This window comes from Frankia sp. Hr75.2 (assembly GCF_949319125.1).
Classification (GTDB): domain Bacteria; phylum Actinomycetota; class Actinomycetes; order Frankiales; family Frankiaceae; genus Parafrankia; species Parafrankia soli.
In genome coordinates, this window is record NZ_CASGGV010000255.1 from 44,654 (window position 1) to 61,109 (window position 16,456).

Consider the following 16,456-nt stretch of genomic DNA (forward strand, 5'->3'; position numbering starts at 1 on the left):
GTGATAGGTCCAGGAGCCTGAAGAATCGTGGAGAAGCGGAGGAACTATGCAGAAGAATCGCTGGAAGCTTTTAACGGGCGCGGCCCTGGCTGTTGGGGTCGTCCTTGTGGTGGTGGTCGTGTGGGGAAACCGGAAGCTACTTGTTCCTCTCGGGATCGCTGTGCTCGTTCTCGGTTTCCTTGCGGCGATTCGTCGGTCGGCCTATGGCGTACTGGAGTACGACTCTCCATCGCAGTCGGATCCGGCGCCGGAGCCGATTTTCGTATCCAGAAATGACGAATTTCGCGTCAGTGCTGTCCCGATTCCCAGTAAGATTCCGGACTATGATTTTCTTCTGTCCGCTACGGTCCGCTGGTGGCCGTCCGGGCAGGCTGATGGGTATCCACCCCTGGCTGCGCGTGGTATTGCTGTTGATTCGGTCATCGCGCGGGCGAGGCAGATTACGGAGCAGCGGGATCCAGGTCGGAGCGCGCTCGTGGAGAAAGAGCTGCAAGGTCGCCTTGGTGTTGTGGAGGCGGACCGTTCAGGCCTGCTTGGCGTGGCCGCAGACGACGTAGTCCTCGGTCTCCCGCCGGAGGATAGAGAACGTCTGAAGAAGCTCGCAGCGGTTCGAAAGGACGAGGAGGTGTGGAACCATGAGCGCCGCTGGGAAGAGAACAGGAGAAAATACCTTGGCGAGGATGTTCTGAAAGACACTGGAAGCGCGGTCGTCTGGTGGCTGGCGCGTAATGGAGATCATGTAGAGAACGCCGTGGGGGAGATCGAGCGCCTCGCCCGCCTGTCTGCCGCGGCTAATAACCGGGAGCTGCCTGACTGGTTCCAGCGCACAAGTCACGCGCCGAATGGTTCCGACGACCTGTTCTCCTCGGCGCACTCGCTAAAGATGGACGGCCTCTGGTCAGAGAGTCGGCGTGAGCCGAGGCCGACTGATCTTATCGATAGGTTTCTAGATCTTGCGAAGTTTGAGACGGACGATCCCAGGCGCGAGCTTTTCGGTCAACAGATCGCGCTGATCTTGGAGAAGCATGGCAACCCAGGCATCGCGGAAGAGCTCCGTGAACACTTCGGAGAGTCCGTCCCACCGAGTGATGGGCATGCGGCGATGGATGTCGGACCCGCGGCCGGACCGAACGACCCAGACGATAATCCGGATTACGGCCCGGATCCGGACACTGATCCCGATCCCGGGAATTCGCTATAGTGCGTGTGTTTCACGCACTTGGGTGCGCACGAAGGGCGGCGTTGACCTGAGCCATACGTCCGCTCGTTAAACCCTACGGGTCGTACGGAACCCGAGGGGCATCGACCGGAGCGACGTCCGAGGAGTTCAGGGCGTCCGAGGCGAAGCGTCGTAAGGCGGCGGTCACCGTTGGCAGGTCGACCTCAGCGAGGTGGTCCATCATGTGTCTGCGGACACTGGCCACGTGGGTCGGCCAGGCCGCGCCGAGCCGGGCGAGGCCGGAATCGGTTAGTGCCGCGTACCAGCCGCGGCGGTCTCCGGGGCACTGCTCCCTCCGCACCAGGCCCTGTGCCTGCAGGCGGCTCACGATGCGCGTCATGCCGCTGATCGACAGGGAGCAGGCCGCCGCGAGGTCGCTCATGCGCAGCCGTAGCCCGGGCGACTCGGAGAGAAGCATGAGCGCGGTGTACTCGTTCAGTGACATGTGCTGCTCGCGCAGCAGGTCGGCGTCGAGAGCGCGCGGCACGATCAGCAGCGCCCGGCCGAAGGCGCGCAGGAACGCCTCCTCCTCGCCGGACAGCGGGGTCGGAGGACCCGGATCAGCCCCTGTCATGCCGCCAGCTTACTTGCTTGACATGACAAGCACCCACCTGTTTGCTTGACGCGGCAAGTAAGCAGGCGAAGCCCGCCGGGTCGGACAGGCCCGGTGGGCCCACGTATGTCCCTCCGGGAGAGAGTTCGCCAATGACCATCAAGATCGGCATCATCATCGGCAGCACCCGTCCGAACCGCAACGGCGAGCAGGTGGCCAAGTGGGTGTTCGACGTCGCCTCGAAGCGCACCGACGCCGAGTTCGAGCTCGTCGATCTGCTGGACTACCCGCTGCCGCACCTCGACGAGCCGCTCCCGCCGTCGCTGGGCCAGTACCAGAACGAGCACACCAAGCGCTGGGCGGCCAGGATCGCGTCCTTCGACGGCTTCGTGATGGTGACGCCCGAGTACAACCACAGCACCTCGGGCGTGCTCAAGAACGCCATCGACTACCTGTTCGCCGAGTGGGCGAACAAGGCTGTCGGCTTCGTCTCCTACGGCGGGGCGGGCGGCGCCCGGGCCGCAGAGCACCTCCGGCTCATCGTCGGCGAGCTGCAGATGGCTGACGTTCGCCAGCAGGTCGTGCTCTCGCTACTCACCGAGTTCGAGAACTTCAGCGTGTTCAAGCCCGGCGAGTACAACCTGGCCGCGCTGGGCACGCTGCTCGACCAGGTCGTCGCCTGGAGCACCGCCCTCGCGCCGCTGCGCCAGCCCGCCGCGTCAGAGGCCTGACCGGCCGGTCCCGGTCTCTGTCTCGGCGGCGGTGCGGGCGCCGCGGGCGCGCAGCCAGGTGGTGAGCTCCGCGGCGTCCGCGTGCCCGGCGGCGTCGAGCGGGGTCAGGCCGTCGTAGCCGATCCAGTTGACGTCGGTGCCGTTGTCGAGCAGGCACTCCGCGGTGGGCCGCTGTCCGCCCCGACAGGAGCACCAGAATGCCTGGGTGATCTCGGTTGTGGTGGGGGGTGGCGCCTGCCGCAGGCGAGCGGCGACGCGGTCGAGCAGGCCGAGGGCGGCCGCCGTCCACAGTGAGGTCCGGGCGCCACGCTGGACCAGGCGGCGCGCCGCGTTCCACTGGCCGAACGCGACGGCGTCGTCGAGCGGCGTGCCGCCGCCGATGACCGCACCGGGCGCGTCGATGTCCGCGCCGGCGTCGAGCAGGACGTCGAGGGCAGGCGCGTCGTCTCTGCTGGCCGCCCAGTGCATCGGGGTCTCGGTGTGCGGGCCGGTGAACCTGGCGCCAACGTCCGCGCCTGCCTTGATCAGGGTTCTGACGGTCTCGGGGCCGTCCGGGAAGTGGCCGGGCCAGTCGGTGGCGATGTGCAGCAGCGAGCGCGACGCACCCGCCGGATCGTCGATCCGCGCCACGCTGAGCTCCGGGTGCTCCGCCAGCAGCCGCCGCAGTGCCGGGACGTCGCCGGTGCGGATGACGTGGACGGCCGCGCGTCCCAGCGGGTGGTTGGCGTCCAGGTACACCGGCGGCTGTTCGGACACGTGGCCTTCTCGTGGTTCCGTTCGACGGGTGGGCCTTCTTCGCGAGACCGGGGGCGAGCGGGAACCGTAGCGGGGGCCCCGGGAGACGGCAAGCAGAGGCTGTCTGGTCGGAGCTACCGGGTCGGCGTGAGGCAGGCTCGGTTGCCGGTTGCCGCCGGTCCGCTCTCGTGGCCCGCGGCCTGTGCCGGCCTGTCGGCCGGGTCATTCCAGCAGGAGTGCCATCGCGCCGACCAGGGTGGCGCTGCTCACGATCTCCCGATTCCTGATCATTTCCGGGATGCGGGCGAGCGGGATCCATTCGATGCGGTCGGACTCGTTCTTCTCGGTCGGCGGGCCGACCAGCTCGCACGCGTCGGCTCGGAACAGGAAATGCCGGGCATTGGTGACGCCGGCCGCGGGTTCGGCGTAGAGGAGTGGTGCGAGGGCCCCCGGGCGCCAACCCGTTTCCTCCTCGAGTTCGCGGGCGGCTGCACGCGGTGGATCCTCGTCCTCCTCGACCAGCCCCATCGGGAATTCCCAGGCCCAGGTGTCCGTGGCGATCCGGTGGCGCCACATCATGAGGACCCGTCGGCCGTCGACCGCCGCGACGACCGCGAGATCCCGGAGCCGGACCACGTGGTGTTCGCCCGCCGTGCCGTCGGGCCGCTCGACGTCGAGACACCAGACACCGAGCCACGGGGTGTGGAGAACCTCGCGTTCTCCCTTTACTTTCCAGCGCATTGCGGAAACCACCTCGTCTCAGGTCGCGGAGTTTCGACTCCCCGGACCTCCACTCGACTCGGGCGACGTGTGCCTTCCTCTGGAAGGTTGTGTCGTCTCGTCATTTTGTCGGGGGCCGAGCCCGGTCAAGGGTCGCTCATACACCACGGGCCGACCTGGGTGTCCGCCCCTCGCCGGGTGCCTCTCGGCCGTTCCGGGCGTCATTCTGATCTTCGCTGGTGGGGTTGATCGGTGTGGCGTCTCGGCGTGAGCGGTTGTCAGCGGACGAGTTCGTCCGCGGCCGGTCTCGTCTCTTCTCGATCATGCCGGGGTCGGGAGAGGTTGGTCGCCGAGGTGGCAGGGACCAACTGCCAGCTGCGGGGCAACCCGGCTACTCGAGCATGTCGAGCAACTGCCGGAGGCTCTTGCCGCTCGCGTCGTGCGTCCAGTTCTTGTTTCCGTCGATCTGGGTTCCGACGTACTCCCTGAGCGCAGGGGACGGCCCCGCAAATGATCGTCCGTCGGGTAGCTCCGTCCAGCCGTCGGCAGTCACTACCGCGTGGTAGGTCTCTCCGCTCCTCTTGCGGGTGTGTGTCAGCCGGTCGCCGGCCTGGACCAGCCCGGCGCTCACGAGCCGGGCGAGGTTGCCTGCCCGCCTTGCCTCGGACTCGTCCTTGCCCGCATGTCCCGATCCGAGCAGCAGACGCCTGAGGACGTCGTTCGCGTTGTCGATCAGTGGTCGAGCCTGCGCCTGCAGGTAGGCGAAGACCTCGTCATCGACCTCGATCTTCTCGGTCATGCCTCACACTCCTACGCAAGAGACTTTATTTCTTTGGAGTATTTAAGTCTTAAAGTCCAAAGTCAAGGCGGTCTGCACCGATCGGTCCACTGAGGTCTCTGGCTGCCCGGACAGCTCGCGCATGTCGGCGGTGCGCCGGGCCCAACCGTGCCCTGCGTCGCGAGCGGCGTGCCCACGACGTGCTGGTCCAGCGCCGAACCACCGCCGGCCACCCATGTGGCGGCGAAGAACTCGTTCACGTCGAGGACCCGGTCTTGGGGCCAGCCGGAAACATCGGCGAGGAGGCCATCGCCCCCGAGGTGCTCAACCCCCCGTGTCGCCTGGCCAGCAGGGACGAGCTGCGGCCGACTGTGTCCGGCGTGTCGTGGTCTGGCGGGTGTCCGAGCCGGTCATGGCGCATGGACATCCGTCGCATGGTTATAGCGTCAACGCTATGATCTGGGGGTACCGTCGAGCTGGAACCGGAAGTGCGGGACTGGCTGGAACTGCTGCCGACCGCACAGTTTGCGACGGCTGCCTTCTACGTAGACCTGCTCGCCGAGCAGGGTCCATTGCTGGGTGAGCCGTACACGCGGCAGCTTGACGGCAAATTGCGCGAGCTGCGGTTCCATCTGGAGGGCCGAGCGGTCCGGGTCACCTACTGGATCGCACCGGGCCGGCGGGTAGTGCTGCTGACGGCGTTCGCCAAGACGCGGATGCGGGAGGCCGCCGAGGTGTCCCGCGCGAGGCGCGCGCTGGGAAGCTGCCTGACCGAGTCGCACACGGTGGGCGAGGATGAGGGGGCGGCGGCGATGACTGAGCGGGCAGGCTGGGCGGAGCTGCGGGAACGGCGGAGGGGTGAGCTGGGTGCGCGGGATGCGTACCAGGCGGCAATGCTGGCGTTCGAGCTGGGCCGGTCGGTACGGGAACTGCGCCGGCGGCGCTCCTGGAGTCAGTCCGAGCTTGCCCGCGCCGCGGGCATGACGCAATCGGCCGTGGCGCGGTTCGAGGCCGGCGGTACCGTACCGACTCTCCCGGTGCTGGAACGGCTCGCCGAGGCTCTCGACGCAGACCTCGACGTCCGCGTCGTCCCGCGTTCCGTGGCGTAGGAGACGTCCTGGCGCGTCTATCCAGACATGATCCATTGAAAACAATCTTCGCCTGGCTTACAGATCGATGCTGCCAGCCCGTTCCACCTGAGGGCTTCATCATGTCTGCTCGGGGGCCGAGCCCCCCGAGCCCCTGACGGGCGCAGTTGCCCTTTCGGTCGGTGGCGTTCGGGCATGCCGGGGTTCGTGTCCCCCGAAGCCCACCATATTGGTCCAACTAGAACCCTCTCGATACAGAGAGTGTCCAAGTAGGCCCGAAATGGTAACAAGTTCCGAGATCGTGGCGTCCTCCGCAAGGAGGGCGCCACTGTCGTTTCTGCGCTCATACCGTGTTATCGATCTTGCAAAGCGCCGGCGCAGCCGGTCTGTCGTCTCGCGGTCGCCGTCGGCGGCCCCTGGCTTGCCATCTCCGGTTCGGGGCTCCGGCTGAGTGTCTGCTGCGGGAGTCGCCAGCTCGGTGTGCGTCTCCCGCCGTAGGTACACGACTGTTTCGAACGGCTCGGTCAGCTCGTCGGCAACCACCAACGGGCCATCGCCATCGGTGTCCATGAACAGCTTGGTGAAGATCGCTCTGTTCAGGACGCTGCGGGTGCGCTTCTTCGCCACCCGGTACAGCTCCTGGGGGTCGGTCAGGAGGTCGAGCATGCCGGTGATGATCTGGTAGCCGACCTCAAGCTCGGCGTTGGTGTTGTCGAGCTGTCGCTTGAGAGCGGCCCGTTCGTCACGGATAGCCCGCATCCGGGCTGTGATCTTGGCCTTCGGCCAGTCGGGGTCACCGACCAAGTCAAGATAGCGATCTTCCTGCCGGTCGAGTTCCTTGAGGCGCCTGGTGTGCTGTGCCCGGAGCTGTCGGGCGTTGTCCTCGCCGCCGGCGACCGCTTCGCGCATGGTGGCGCGTGCCAGTCGCTGGACGTCGTCCGGCACCCGCACGTGGCAGTAGTGCCGAAGCACGGACTCCTCCACGTCCTCGACCTTCAAGTACGGCAAGTCACAAGTGTGATCTTGTCTTCCGCGACAGATGTAGTAGAAGTAGTCCACGCCGTGCCGGTTCTTGACGCCGGAGATGATCAGCCTTCGCTCGCAGCGGCCACAAAACACCACGCCCTTCATGTAGTGGTTGTAGACGCGCTGCCGGGTGCCGGCCCCGCGGTCGGCGATCAGGATCTTTTGGACCCGGTCGAACACGTCCTGGTCGATGATCGCTTCGTGCCGTCCCTTGATCTCGACGCCCTCGTAGGTGACGAAGCCGAGGTAGTACCGATCTCGCAGTAGATCGCCGATCTTGTGGATCGAGATGGGTCGTTCCGGCCGCTTCGGCGTGGGACGGGTGCGCAGGCCGGCATCGGTCAGGGCCTTGCGGAGCGTGTGGAAGTTGTACCTACCCGTGGCGTACAGCTCGAAAGCGAGGCAGATGAGCGGCGCCCGCACCGAGTCAAGCGCGACGGTGCGGATCTCGCGGCCCTCGAACTGCTCGCGGACGTTGAGGTAGCCCAGGGGCGCTTGCCCGAGGGTGCCGCCGCGCCGGGCCTTCTCGCCCATCTTGTAGCGGATGTCCTCGCCGTTGGTCCGCGACTGGAAGCCGTTGAATACCGCCAGCATGCCGTGGATGGCTTCGCCGAGGGGGGTATCGTCGAACTTCTCGGTAGCCGAAACCATGGTGACGCCCAGATCGCGCAGCATAGCGTAGGTGATGCCGTTTTCAGCCCAGTTGCGGTGCATCCGGGAGAGCGAGTAGAAGATCACGTAGTCGACGTCGCGCTGTTGCCGGATGCGGGCGATCATCTTTCTGAACTCGGGCCGCTTGTGGATGGCGGTAGCAGAGCGGCCTGGGTCCACGTACTCGTCGACTATTTCCACCCCGAGCTCGCGGGCTTTCTCCGCCGACTTGCGGCGCTGGGCTGGCAGCGAAATGCCCTCGGGGTCGTAGTCGGTCTTGACCTGCCCTGGCGTGGATACCCGGAGGTAGACGACGGCCCGTTTCGAGCCGCCACTGCGGGGAAGATCGTCGCGGAAGTAGCGTGCGGAGCGGCTCATGCGAAGCGCTCCGACGATTCCCGATGGGAAAACGTGCCCCCACCGGCTCCAGCGCCCCGGTCTTCCCGGATGATCCGAACGCCGAGCCGCTCCGCTGTCTGCTCACACCATCGACGCTGCAGCTCGACCTGGCTGTCGACAGTATCGATCTCGCTGGTGTCCCGGTTGACCCGCGTGTAGACGGCGGTCCTCAGTTTTCTTGACTGTTCCATATCGATCTCCTTCTATTTTAGATAGCCGAGTATGTTCGGGGTTGCTCACCCCGGAAGTAGCTGATCACTGGCCGGTCCTCGTCGTCGAGGAATCCGAGGTAGGCAAGCCTGATCTTCATGGCGTACACCGAAACGTTGAACAGCTCGGCGAGCGCGTCGATATCCTGGATGCCGTTGGCCCACGCGCGCTTGACCCACGGACGAGGCATCAGAAAGCAGGCGGCGAAGTGGTCACAGATCCGCTCGATCCGTTTTCTGCGCTCTTGCTCGTCCCGCCCGCCGACTTGTGCGTACAGCGTGCCCCGTGCTGGATGATCGATCACGTGTTTTAGTTCGTGAGCAAGGGTAAAGCGCCGCCTACCGGCGCCGCTGTTGCGATTGATCACGATCAGCCAATGGCCGTTACGCCACTCGGAGAAGCCGGCCAGCGTCGGCATCCGCCAGCGTGGCTCAACCTGTACTTCGATGTGCGGCAGCTCAGTCAGCCGTCCCACGTCGGCCGGTGCGTGCCGGATATCGAGCAGGTGCAGCAAGGTCGTGGCCTGGGTTTCGGCGACCTGATAGGCCTCGCCGAAAGTCAGCGGCCGGTCTGGAGCAAGCTGGCTCAGTTGCTGGATGATGGTTTTCTCGCTGTGGTCCATTGGAATGTGTTCCCTCCTTCCGCAGCCCACCCGCACGGGTGCTATTTTTACGTGTTGCTTCCCGTCGATGCGCTACGCGCTTCATACTTGGCGACGATGGCCCTGATGCTGGCTTCCGCCTCGCGGATGCCGGCATCAGGCAAGTCGTATTCAGCACGCAGCATGACGGGGAGACTCGGAAGGCCTTCGGGAAGTGGCATGCCGGCCAGCAGGAAAAGGTCGCTGGTCTTGACTTCCAGGGCGCTCGCCAGCAGCGCCAGATTCTCCGGGGCTGGGCGCTCAACTTCATCGTTTTCAAGGCGGCAGATCGTGTTGCGGGGAATTCCCGTCATCATCTCGACTTGCCGGAATGACAGGCCGCCTTCGGTGCGGGCATGCCGCAGAAAGGCGCCAAGGGTTGATGGTTTTGGTTTCGGGTTCTGTTTCACGCATTTCCTCCGTTTACATTATGATCATAACAGGCCCTTCCCGATTTTGGGACAGTATAATTTACAACGAGTTCCTATTGACCGTGCGACATCCACAGGACATTCCTATGAATGGTCGATGGTGCTTGTGCTCTCTCCGACGTATCTCTCGCTGCCCCGTGCCCTCTGATCCGACTAGTGCGAGGAACCGCGCTCGCTAGCCACTTCGCTGCTTCCGGCTTCTCGTGGAGTCATCAGTGGTTCTGGTGGTCACATGTTCTGACGATTGTTTCCATCAATTGACATAATGATCCCCGTAACGCACAATAATACCCATTCGCTTCGCGCCGTTCTCCTTTATGTCAAGGATGAACCCGCTCGCCGTCCCGGTATGGACGGCTCTGAAGGAGAGCGTCGTGGTGCGAAGATCGTTGATGTGGAGATGGCGAGGTATCGGCCTTCTTGCGGCACTCGGGGGTGTCTGCGTCGTGGTGGGCTTGATGGAGGCCGGCCTTTCGCCTGCCGTAAACGTTGTGATCTTTGGGTTTACTGTCCTGTTGGGGGCATGCGTTAGCGGTATCGGCCTGCTCATCGCCATCAAGATCGAGGAAGAAGAGGAGCGCACGCGCTAGTCCTTGGTGGGCCGTACGATCGCATTGAGCGAGCACCCCCGGTGCTGCTCGCTGTGATCAGCCAGGTACGATAAGCCTGGCAACTTCATTGGATAATGGTCAGGCTTAAAGCTGCCTCGGGCGATCTTGTATCTCTTGCTTACGAGCCAACCTTAGAGTCGCAGAGGCTCTGCCTGTCGGGAGTAGATCTTGTTTGAGGATCCGGGCTTCCTGGCTATCTTCACAGTCCTTGTCGGTGTACTGGGAGGGCTATTTGGTGGATGGCTTACCCAGCCCACGTGGTTGAAACAGGGACATATCGCCGCCGGTTTCGGGGTCGCTGTCATTCTGGGCTGCCTTCTTGCCTGGAGGGTTGGGACTCTTCCGACGGAGGGCTCGGGCACTGATGCTGCGACGGAGGCCCGCGAAGACGCGCCGACCCCGATGCCTTTGGCTGCAGTCGAGCAGACTTCGACCGGTCCAAGTATGATGCCATCGGCTGCCGGTGGCGAGCATCAGAGTGCTTCCCGTGAGGGCTCGATGCGAGCGGATGAGGTCGTGTCTGCTCCGTCTCCTCCTACTCCGGCCCCAAGCGGATCGCCACGGCCGCAGCAATACCTCAACAAAATGCTGAGAGCGCCCGACAACTCCGCTTACTACATCACGTCGGATGGTACACGCCAGTCCGCATCGGAGATCATCGTTGACTGCCTGAAAGTTCGGCGAGGGATCGGCGATCCCGTCGATGTATCGATGTCGGAGCTGGAATCTTATCCTCTCTCATCCCGCATGGCGTTTTGCCTCTACTCCAAAGGGATAAACTTCGTCACGGAAGATGGCTCGAACGGCTACGCGTACGTGGTTGATCGGGATGGTTTCAAGCGTCACGCGGGCGGCTTCTGTGTCGAGCATCCGGATAGTCCGGACACGCCTCCTCAGTACAGGCTCTACACGGTGCCGAAAGGTGAACTCGACGGGCATCGGCAGGGGCCGGACTGGTTCCCTTCCGAATCGCTGTGCCTGGCATTGCCTCGTCCTGAAAAGTAAGCAGATCGTCAGCCGTGTGGTGCCTCTCATGCCTCATCTCGGGCCTGTCGCATCTCCCGCAGCACCTCGCCCGCCCGCCCCGTACTCACCCCGAGCTCTCGCCGTAGCGCATCCCGTGTGATCGGCCGCCCATCGTGTGACGCCCGATACTCGACGTCGGCGGCTCTGGCCGCCGCAAGCAGCGGGTCCTCGGCTTCCGGGCCGTCGATGGACTCTGACCTCGAGGCGTCCTGACTCAACGGATCGCCGAGGACGGCCGCTGTCCCCGGCGGTCCGCCGTTCTGCCCGCGCAGGACGGCCAGGTGCGAGAGCAGGCCGAGAACGATCGGCGGTACGGAGCCGGTCCCGACCACGATTGGCCAGCCGACCGTGAGCATCCCTGCTTCGGCCAGGTGCCACAGGCCGTTTCCGACGAGCGAGAGGCCCATGGCCAGGAGCGCGTTCCAGCGGGCGAACCGCCGCGCACCGGCCGAGCCGGTACCACGAGTCAGCCACACCCGAGTCGCCGTGATCGCGTAAGCATCAACGGTGAGCGGCAGCAGCGGCGCAAGCGGCTCCGGCCAGCCAGCCGCGCTGGCCAGGCTTCTGAGCCCCGCGAAGCTGCTGATCGCTGCGGACAGGGCCGCCACCGCCATGCCGCCCGTGATCCACCAGTCCCGGACTGACTGGACGGCCCCCGACCCCTGCTTGGGAGTCACAGCGTGGTCTCCGGCACGATATTGGCCGTGAGGAGGCGGGCTGCCTCGTCGTGGAGTACGACCGTGACAAGCTCCGGCCCGGGTTCGGGAAGACGCCGTGCCGCGCTCCGGATCAGCTCGGCCCGGGCGTCGTCCGGCACCGTTACCAGCACGCCTGGCACGACGCCTCCCGGACCCAGGCCGCCACGGTTCACGAAGCTGACGTAGGTCAGCAACTTTCTGTGCAGCGTCGGCAGGCTCTCCGTGGCCCGGTCGACCTCGACCCAGGTGTGATCAATGAACTGCTCGGTGGCCAGAGCCACGTAGGCGTCTGGCTTCAGCCAGTTGTCAGCCCCGGCTGGCCACCAGCAGGCCGGTTCCGCGTCGAACGCCTCGATCGTGAGGCCGGGTGTCTGGCGTTCGGTTTCCCGCAGGCTGACATACAGATCGCTTCCGGCCAGGGCATGGGCCAGGAACAGTGGGCGTGGGGTACGGGGCCGCCGCGCGCGGCCGCCCTCGGCCGGCTGGCCGGTGGCGGTTTGCCGGCGTTCCAGCACCCTGGTTCCGGCCGTGTCGAGACAGAAGATCAGGCCGTCCGAGCCGGCCCGGACGCCGCCGACCCGCCGCTCGAGGCTGGTGACCGCCCGCCGCTGCACCAGCTGGCTCATGGTCCGACGACGGACCCGACCGCGGGCCGTGGGCGCGATATCCGCGAAGTGCAGCCGGTCAAGCTGACTGCCGGTAAGGACGCGGACGCGGCGTAGGTCCTCGAGGATGCGCCAGTCGCGAGGCCCCAGCAGGCCGGTCAGCCGTTCCACCTGAGCTGCGGACACCCGCTGCGCGCCGGTCATGAGTGTGCCTCCGACAGGAGGCGCACTCTCGGGGGCGTAGACGCCAGAAACAGGCGGTTGTACAGGGGAAACGGCCACGAGTAACTCGACGCGACCGGAGCGCCGAACGGAGCGGCACGCCTCACAATGTTTCTCCACGCCGTTGCCGCCCGATCCGTCCGTTCGCCCCGGACTGTGGAGGCGCGATTCGGGCCAGCAAGGCTGCCTCGACATCCGCCCGGGGGACGCCGTAGCGCTGCCGGCTCTGCTCAGCGAGCACCGCCGGATCTCGGATGGCATCGGGCAGCGGCGGCGTGGCTGCGGTGACGACGCCGAGGGTTCGGCCGTTGACCGCCGGCTTCATCGCGATCTCGTAGGCGTCCAGGCCGAGCAGCTCATCGGCGGTCAGCGGCGCGAAGGGGCGGGCCAGCACTCGGGCGTCTTCGTAGGAGTTCAGCTGGTAGGCGATCTGGGTGCGGGCCGTGCCGAGCACCGCGGTCTTGACCGTGTCCGGCAGCTGGCCGAGGTACTGGTGGGCCAGGATGAGGCCTACGCGGTATTTGCGAGCTTGGGCCAGCATGTCGCCCACATCAAGCGGGAGCTTGATCACGTCCTGAAATTCATCTAGATAAACAAACGCTTCGCGCCGCTGCTGGGCCGGCACCGTGACCCGTCCGAGGATCTTCTGCCACAGCACGGCGACCACCAGCGCGCCGGCGAGCTGGGCCGTGTCCGTCCCGAGGGCGCCCTTGGCCAGGTTGACCAGCACCGTCTTGCCGTGGAAGACCTCGCCAAGGTCGAAGCCTTCGCTCTGGCCGAGCGCCAGCCGCAGCGCCGTGCGTGTTGAGAATTGTCTGAGCTTGTTCATGCTTGGCCCGATGGCCTGTGCCCGGTCCGCATCGGCCTTGCCCTCGTACTCGGTCCAGAACTGCCGTACCGAGGCTGGGACGGTGGACTGGGCCAGGACGAACCGCCGGAAGGCGCTGTTGGTGAGCAGCTCCGGCACTTCGGCCAGGGTGAACGCCGACCCGTCCGGTGCCCTGGTGGACGTGAGGGTCAGCAGACTGGCCCGCAGGACGTCGCTGGTCCTCGGCCCCCACGAGCCGCGCCAGAGGCTGGCCATGATGTGAACGATGTTGTCAACCGAAAGCTCGCGGCTGTGCTCCGAGCCGATGTTGCGCAGCAGGTTGATCCCCACCACGTGATCGGTGGAGGCCAGGTCGAGGACGATGACTTCGTCGGCTCGGTCCTCCGATAGGCGGGCCAGGACGTCTGTTACCAGGTCCCCGTTCGGATCCACGACCGCCACGCCATGCCCGGCAGCGATGTCCTGCAAGATCTGATTTCCCAAAAGCGTCGATTTCCCGGCACCGGTGGGGCCCACGCACCACTGGTGGCGAAGCCGATCTTCCGTGAGCAGTGCCAGAGGACGCGCCATCCCGGGGTAGTTGCTGGTGCCGACGATCGAGGCGCCGCGGCCGCCGCGCGGCATGCCTGGTGCCGGTGGCAGCTGCCGGGCCGATCCCAGGCTGAGGCCGGGGAGCGACACCGCGCCTACCGGCAGGCCGAGGCCGACTGCTTCCGCCGCGTTGATCACCATGCCCCAGCCCCACAGCGGGAGCGCGACGTTGGTCAGCCGCCGGGCCGTGATGCTTGCCGGTACCGACACGCGCCGCACTGATACCCCAGGCGCCTCGAGGGTGCGCAGGGCGGCCACGACCCGGGCGAGCATGGCCCCCCGGCGGTCGGGTCGTGTGGCGACGGCCCCGATCCGGCAGGTGGCCTGGAGCAGGGGCCAGGCCTGTTTGACGCGCGCCGCACGCTCAGCCTCGGCATTTGCTCGCTGCAGTGCGGCGTGCATTCCCGGCGGGGCGAGTGGCGGAACCGGCGTCTGACCGAGGCGCGTCGCCGCCAAGCCCCCGATGATGTATTGGCAGTAGATGGCTTCGGCACCGGACAAAGGCTGTAGCGAGGCCAGGACCGCCGCGCTGGCCAGGGCGGCTCGCTCGACTGCCAGCGGTTGCACCTCGCTGGTGAGGCCCACCTCGACGGCCGAGCCGAAGACCGGCCGGTTCCGCAGATGGTCCGGGGCCTCCTCGATCCGCACACCAGGCAACGCCGCCCGCAGTCCGGCCAGCAAGGTCAGCCGGTCATTCCGGGGGGTCAGCAGGTAGTAGGAGATGCCCTGTGGGGCGGTCGCTACCACCTCAAGCGCGATGGGTGGGTGCGGCACCAGGGCCTTTGCCGGCGAGCGGGTCGCCGCCGCGACGGTCGCCAGCCAGCCGGCCAGGGCGTCCTGGTCCAGCTTGTGGGGCAGCCGCAGGTGGTAGGCAACGAGGGATTCGCGCCAGCGCTTCGCGTTCAGTGTGCGGGCGGTCACGACGATAGTCAGGCCGAGTACCGCGCCCAGCAGGTACGGGAGATAGGGAAGAAGGCCGGTCATCGGGCGGCCTTCTTCGGCTGGGCCGAAGTCGTCCGGTCGCCGGGCCGCCGCCCGGAAGTGGGCCGGTTGCGGGGCCGGCCGGCTCGCGCCCCGACGACCACCCGGCGGCGGAGCCTCTGTGGCTTCGCAAGATGCTGGGCTTGGCTGAAGCCGGCCGTTCCGGCGCCGGTGAGCATGGCGACGGCCGCCCGCCCCAGGTGGTAGGCCAGCGTGACGGGCACCGCGTTGCCGATCTGCCGGTACTGGGCGGACACCGGCCCGGCGAAGGCCCAGTCGTCGGGGAACGTCTGGAGCCGGGCGTACTCCCGGACGCTGAGCGGCCGGGTCTGCGACGGGTGGCAGCGCTCGGTCAGTTTCGACATCGGCGTGCACAGCAGCGTCGGGCTCGGCTCGTCCCACCTGAGCCGGCGCGCCGCGCCGCTGCAGCTGCCGCCCCCATACGGGCCGTTCGGCAGGAATTCCCGCATCACGTGTTCGGGCAGGTCACGCCAGTTACCGCCCTCCGGCACGTGACTCAGAACCCAGGCCATACGCGCCGAATAGCAGGCGCCCGGCCCGGCCGGAACCTCGGCGATCGCCTCCCGGACCGTCGGCGGAGGCTCGTGTGCTTCCGGTGGGAAGAGGATTGGCCCGCTGCCCTGTCCGCGCCGCGCGATGAGGATCAGCCGTTCGCGTCGCTGAGGGACGCCATGCCGGTGAGCGCCGAGCACCCGCCAGGCGACCTGGTACCCAGCCTCCTCGAACGCGGTCACGACGGCGCCGAGGGTCCGCCCGCCCTCGTGACCGCGCAGCCCCTTGACGTTCTCCGCGACCACCATCCGCGGACGGATCTCTCGGACGGCGCGGGCGAACTCGAAGAACAGCGCGCCGCGCGGATCGCTGAACCCCTGCCGCTTACCGGAGGCGCTGAACGCCTGGCACGGGAAGCCGCCTTCCACGACGTCCACCGCGCCTCGCAGGTGGAGGAAGTTCAGCTCGCGAATGTCCCGGCTGTCCACCGTCCAGCCGGGCCGGTTGGCGCGCAGCGTGGCCACGGCATGGCGGTCGAACTCATTGAGCAGCACATGCGCGAGGCCCGCCTGCTCGAACCCCAGGGCCATGCCGCCGCCTCCGGCGAACAGACTGACGCAGGTGAACGCTCCAGCCCGCTGCCTGACATCGGCGGGGCCCGTCTGCCCGCCTGATTCCCGCCCCGTTTTCGGCATGGGGGTATCCATGGATGGTATTGCGGTCTCCTTTGTCGCACTGGTTAGGTAAATTTGAAATCCCAGCGTGAGTCCCGCCGGGTTGGAAGCGCCAAAAGACTCGTGGCGGATATGGGTGTACGCGGGTCGTACGATGGATGATCGCCGGCCTGGCGCTCCGGCGGCTGTTTCATCCCGCGCGTGGCGGGGACGCATCGCAGCCGGAGCGCCGGGCCTCAGGGGAATTCCGTAACCGGCCGGTGATCACCGGTCAGGCAGGGTTCAGAAATCTGGGTAGTCGTCCGGCCGGGCTGTGGTGCGCGGCACTTCCTCTCCGGCCGTACCGGGTCGGATGGCGTCGGCGGCCTCGGGCTGCGCCGTCCCCTGAATATCCTCACTGGCCATGATGAGCGCCTGCGCCAGCAGATCGACATCGATGCTCACACGCGGCCTTCCGCGTACTCGAATTCGCTTGTATCGGGGCATGACTGGTCCCTCCTCCTTACTCGTTAGATGGTTTATCCC

The 16,456-nt window shown here is 66.4% G+C and carries 17 protein-coding genes; 5 read left to right on the forward strand and 12 right to left on the reverse strand.

What is annotated here, in order from left to right; all coding sequences use genetic code 11:
• Positions 1-46 precede the first annotated feature (46 nt).
• A complete protein-coding gene (locus tag AC559T_RS17730; RefSeq protein WP_498869442.1) occupies positions 47-1,201 on the forward strand; it encodes a hypothetical protein in 1,155 nt (384 codons plus the stop codon).
• 73 nt (positions 1,202-1,274) lie between these two features.
• Here the strand turns inward: AC559T_RS17730 and AC559T_RS17735 are convergent, their stop codons facing one another.
• A complete protein-coding gene (locus tag AC559T_RS17735; RefSeq protein ID WP_498869443.1) occupies positions 1,275-1,793 on the reverse strand; it encodes a MarR family winged helix-turn-helix transcriptional regulator in 519 nt (172 codons plus the stop codon).
• A 131-nt stretch (positions 1,794-1,924) separates the two neighbouring features.
• Here AC559T_RS17735 and AC559T_RS17740 point away from each other — a divergent pair, with 131 nt between their 5' ends.
• Positions 1,925-2,503, forward strand: a complete 579-nt coding sequence (locus AC559T_RS17740; protein ID WP_368954803.1) for an NADPH-dependent FMN reductase — start codon at positions 1,925-1,927, stop codon at positions 2,501-2,503.
• Here AC559T_RS17740 and AC559T_RS17745 read toward each other — a convergent pair.
• From AC559T_RS17745 to AC559T_RS17755, 3 genes are all read right to left on the reverse strand, one after another.
• Positions 2,492-3,259 carry an ankyrin repeat domain-containing protein gene (locus AC559T_RS17745; RefSeq protein ID WP_498869444.1) on the reverse strand — a complete coding sequence of 256 codons (768 nt, stop codon included), beginning with the start codon at positions 3,257-3,259 and terminating at the stop codon, positions 2,492-2,494. The genes AC559T_RS17740 and AC559T_RS17745 overlap by 12 nt on opposite strands.
• 201 nt (positions 3,260-3,460) lie before the next feature.
• Positions 3,461-3,979: an NUDIX hydrolase gene (locus tag AC559T_RS17750; RefSeq protein WP_498869445.1), complete on the reverse strand. Its 519-nt coding sequence runs from the start codon at positions 3,977-3,979 to the stop codon at positions 3,461-3,463.
• 370 nt (positions 3,980-4,349) lie between these two features.
• A complete protein-coding gene (locus tag AC559T_RS17755; protein WP_248830057.1) occupies positions 4,350-4,757 on the reverse strand; it encodes a restriction system modified-DNA reader domain-containing protein in 408 nt (135 codons plus the stop codon).
• A gap of 467 nt (positions 4,758-5,224) precedes the next feature.
• Here AC559T_RS17755 and AC559T_RS17760 point away from each other — a divergent pair, with 467 nt between their 5' ends.
• Entirely contained in the window at positions 5,225-5,845 is a 621-nt protein-coding gene (locus AC559T_RS17760; RefSeq protein WP_498869446.1) for a type II toxin-antitoxin system RelE/ParE family toxin, read from the forward strand.
• Positions 5,846-5,944: 99 nt separating this feature from the next.
• On the opposite strand, the gene AC559T_RS17765 is transcribed toward AC559T_RS17760, so the two are convergent.
• From AC559T_RS17765 to AC559T_RS17775, 3 genes are all read right to left on the reverse strand, one after another.
• On the reverse strand, positions 5,945-7,879 hold the full coding sequence (locus tag AC559T_RS17765; RefSeq protein ID WP_498869447.1) for a recombinase family protein: 1,935 nt from the start codon (positions 7,877-7,879) through the stop codon (positions 5,945-5,947).
• A 229-nt stretch (positions 7,880-8,108) separates the two neighbouring features.
• Positions 8,109-8,732: an ImmA/IrrE family metallo-endopeptidase gene (locus tag AC559T_RS17770; protein WP_498869448.1), complete on the reverse strand. Its 624-nt coding sequence runs from the start codon at positions 8,730-8,732 to the stop codon at positions 8,109-8,111.
• A 47-nt stretch (positions 8,733-8,779) separates the two neighbouring features.
• Complete coding sequence (locus AC559T_RS17775; protein ID WP_498869449.1) at positions 8,780-9,160, reverse strand: helix-turn-helix domain-containing protein; 381 nt, start codon at positions 9,158-9,160, stop codon at positions 8,780-8,782.
• Between the two features lie 347 nt (positions 9,161-9,507).
• On the opposite strand from AC559T_RS17775, the gene AC559T_RS17780 reads away from it, so the two are divergent.
• Both AC559T_RS17780 and AC559T_RS17785 read left to right on the forward strand, forming a co-directional pair.
• Positions 9,508-9,771: a hypothetical protein gene (locus AC559T_RS17780; RefSeq protein ID WP_498869450.1), complete on the forward strand. Its 264-nt coding sequence runs from the start codon at positions 9,508-9,510 to the stop codon at positions 9,769-9,771.
• A 189-nt stretch (positions 9,772-9,960) separates the two neighbouring features.
• Entirely contained in the window at positions 9,961-10,797 is an 837-nt protein-coding gene (locus tag AC559T_RS17785) for a hypothetical protein (protein ID WP_498869451.1), read from the forward strand.
• A gap of 26 nt (positions 10,798-10,823) precedes the next feature.
• Here AC559T_RS17785 and AC559T_RS17790 read toward each other — a convergent pair whose 3' ends face one another.
• The 5 genes from AC559T_RS17790 to AC559T_RS17810 all read right to left on the reverse strand — a co-directional run bounded on the left by AC559T_RS17790 (position 10,824) and on the right by AC559T_RS17810 (position 16,375).
• Positions 10,824-11,495 (reverse strand): DUF2637 domain-containing protein, encoded by a 672-nt coding sequence (locus AC559T_RS17790; RefSeq protein ID WP_498869452.1) that lies wholly within the window; start codon positions 11,493-11,495, stop codon positions 10,824-10,826.
• Positions 11,492-12,325, reverse strand: a complete 834-nt coding sequence (locus tag AC559T_RS17795) for a replication-relaxation family protein (protein ID WP_498869453.1) — start codon at positions 12,323-12,325, stop codon at positions 11,492-11,494. Before AC559T_RS17795 ends, AC559T_RS17790 begins: the two co-directional genes overlap by 4 nt.
• Before the next feature lie 121 nt (positions 12,326-12,446).
• Entirely contained in the window at positions 12,447-14,684 is a 2,238-nt protein-coding gene (locus AC559T_RS17800; protein ID WP_498869454.1) for a type IV secretory system conjugative DNA transfer family protein, read from the reverse strand.
• A gap of 59 nt (positions 14,685-14,743) precedes the next feature.
• Positions 14,744-16,147: a DNA cytosine methyltransferase gene (locus AC559T_RS17805; RefSeq protein ID WP_498869455.1), complete on the reverse strand. Its 1,404-nt coding sequence runs from the start codon at positions 16,145-16,147 to the stop codon at positions 14,744-14,746.
• A 66-nt stretch (positions 16,148-16,213) separates the two neighbouring features.
• Entirely contained in the window at positions 16,214-16,375 is a 162-nt protein-coding gene (locus tag AC559T_RS17810; protein WP_248833364.1) for a hypothetical protein, read from the reverse strand.
• Positions 16,376-16,456: the final 81 nt, after the last annotated feature.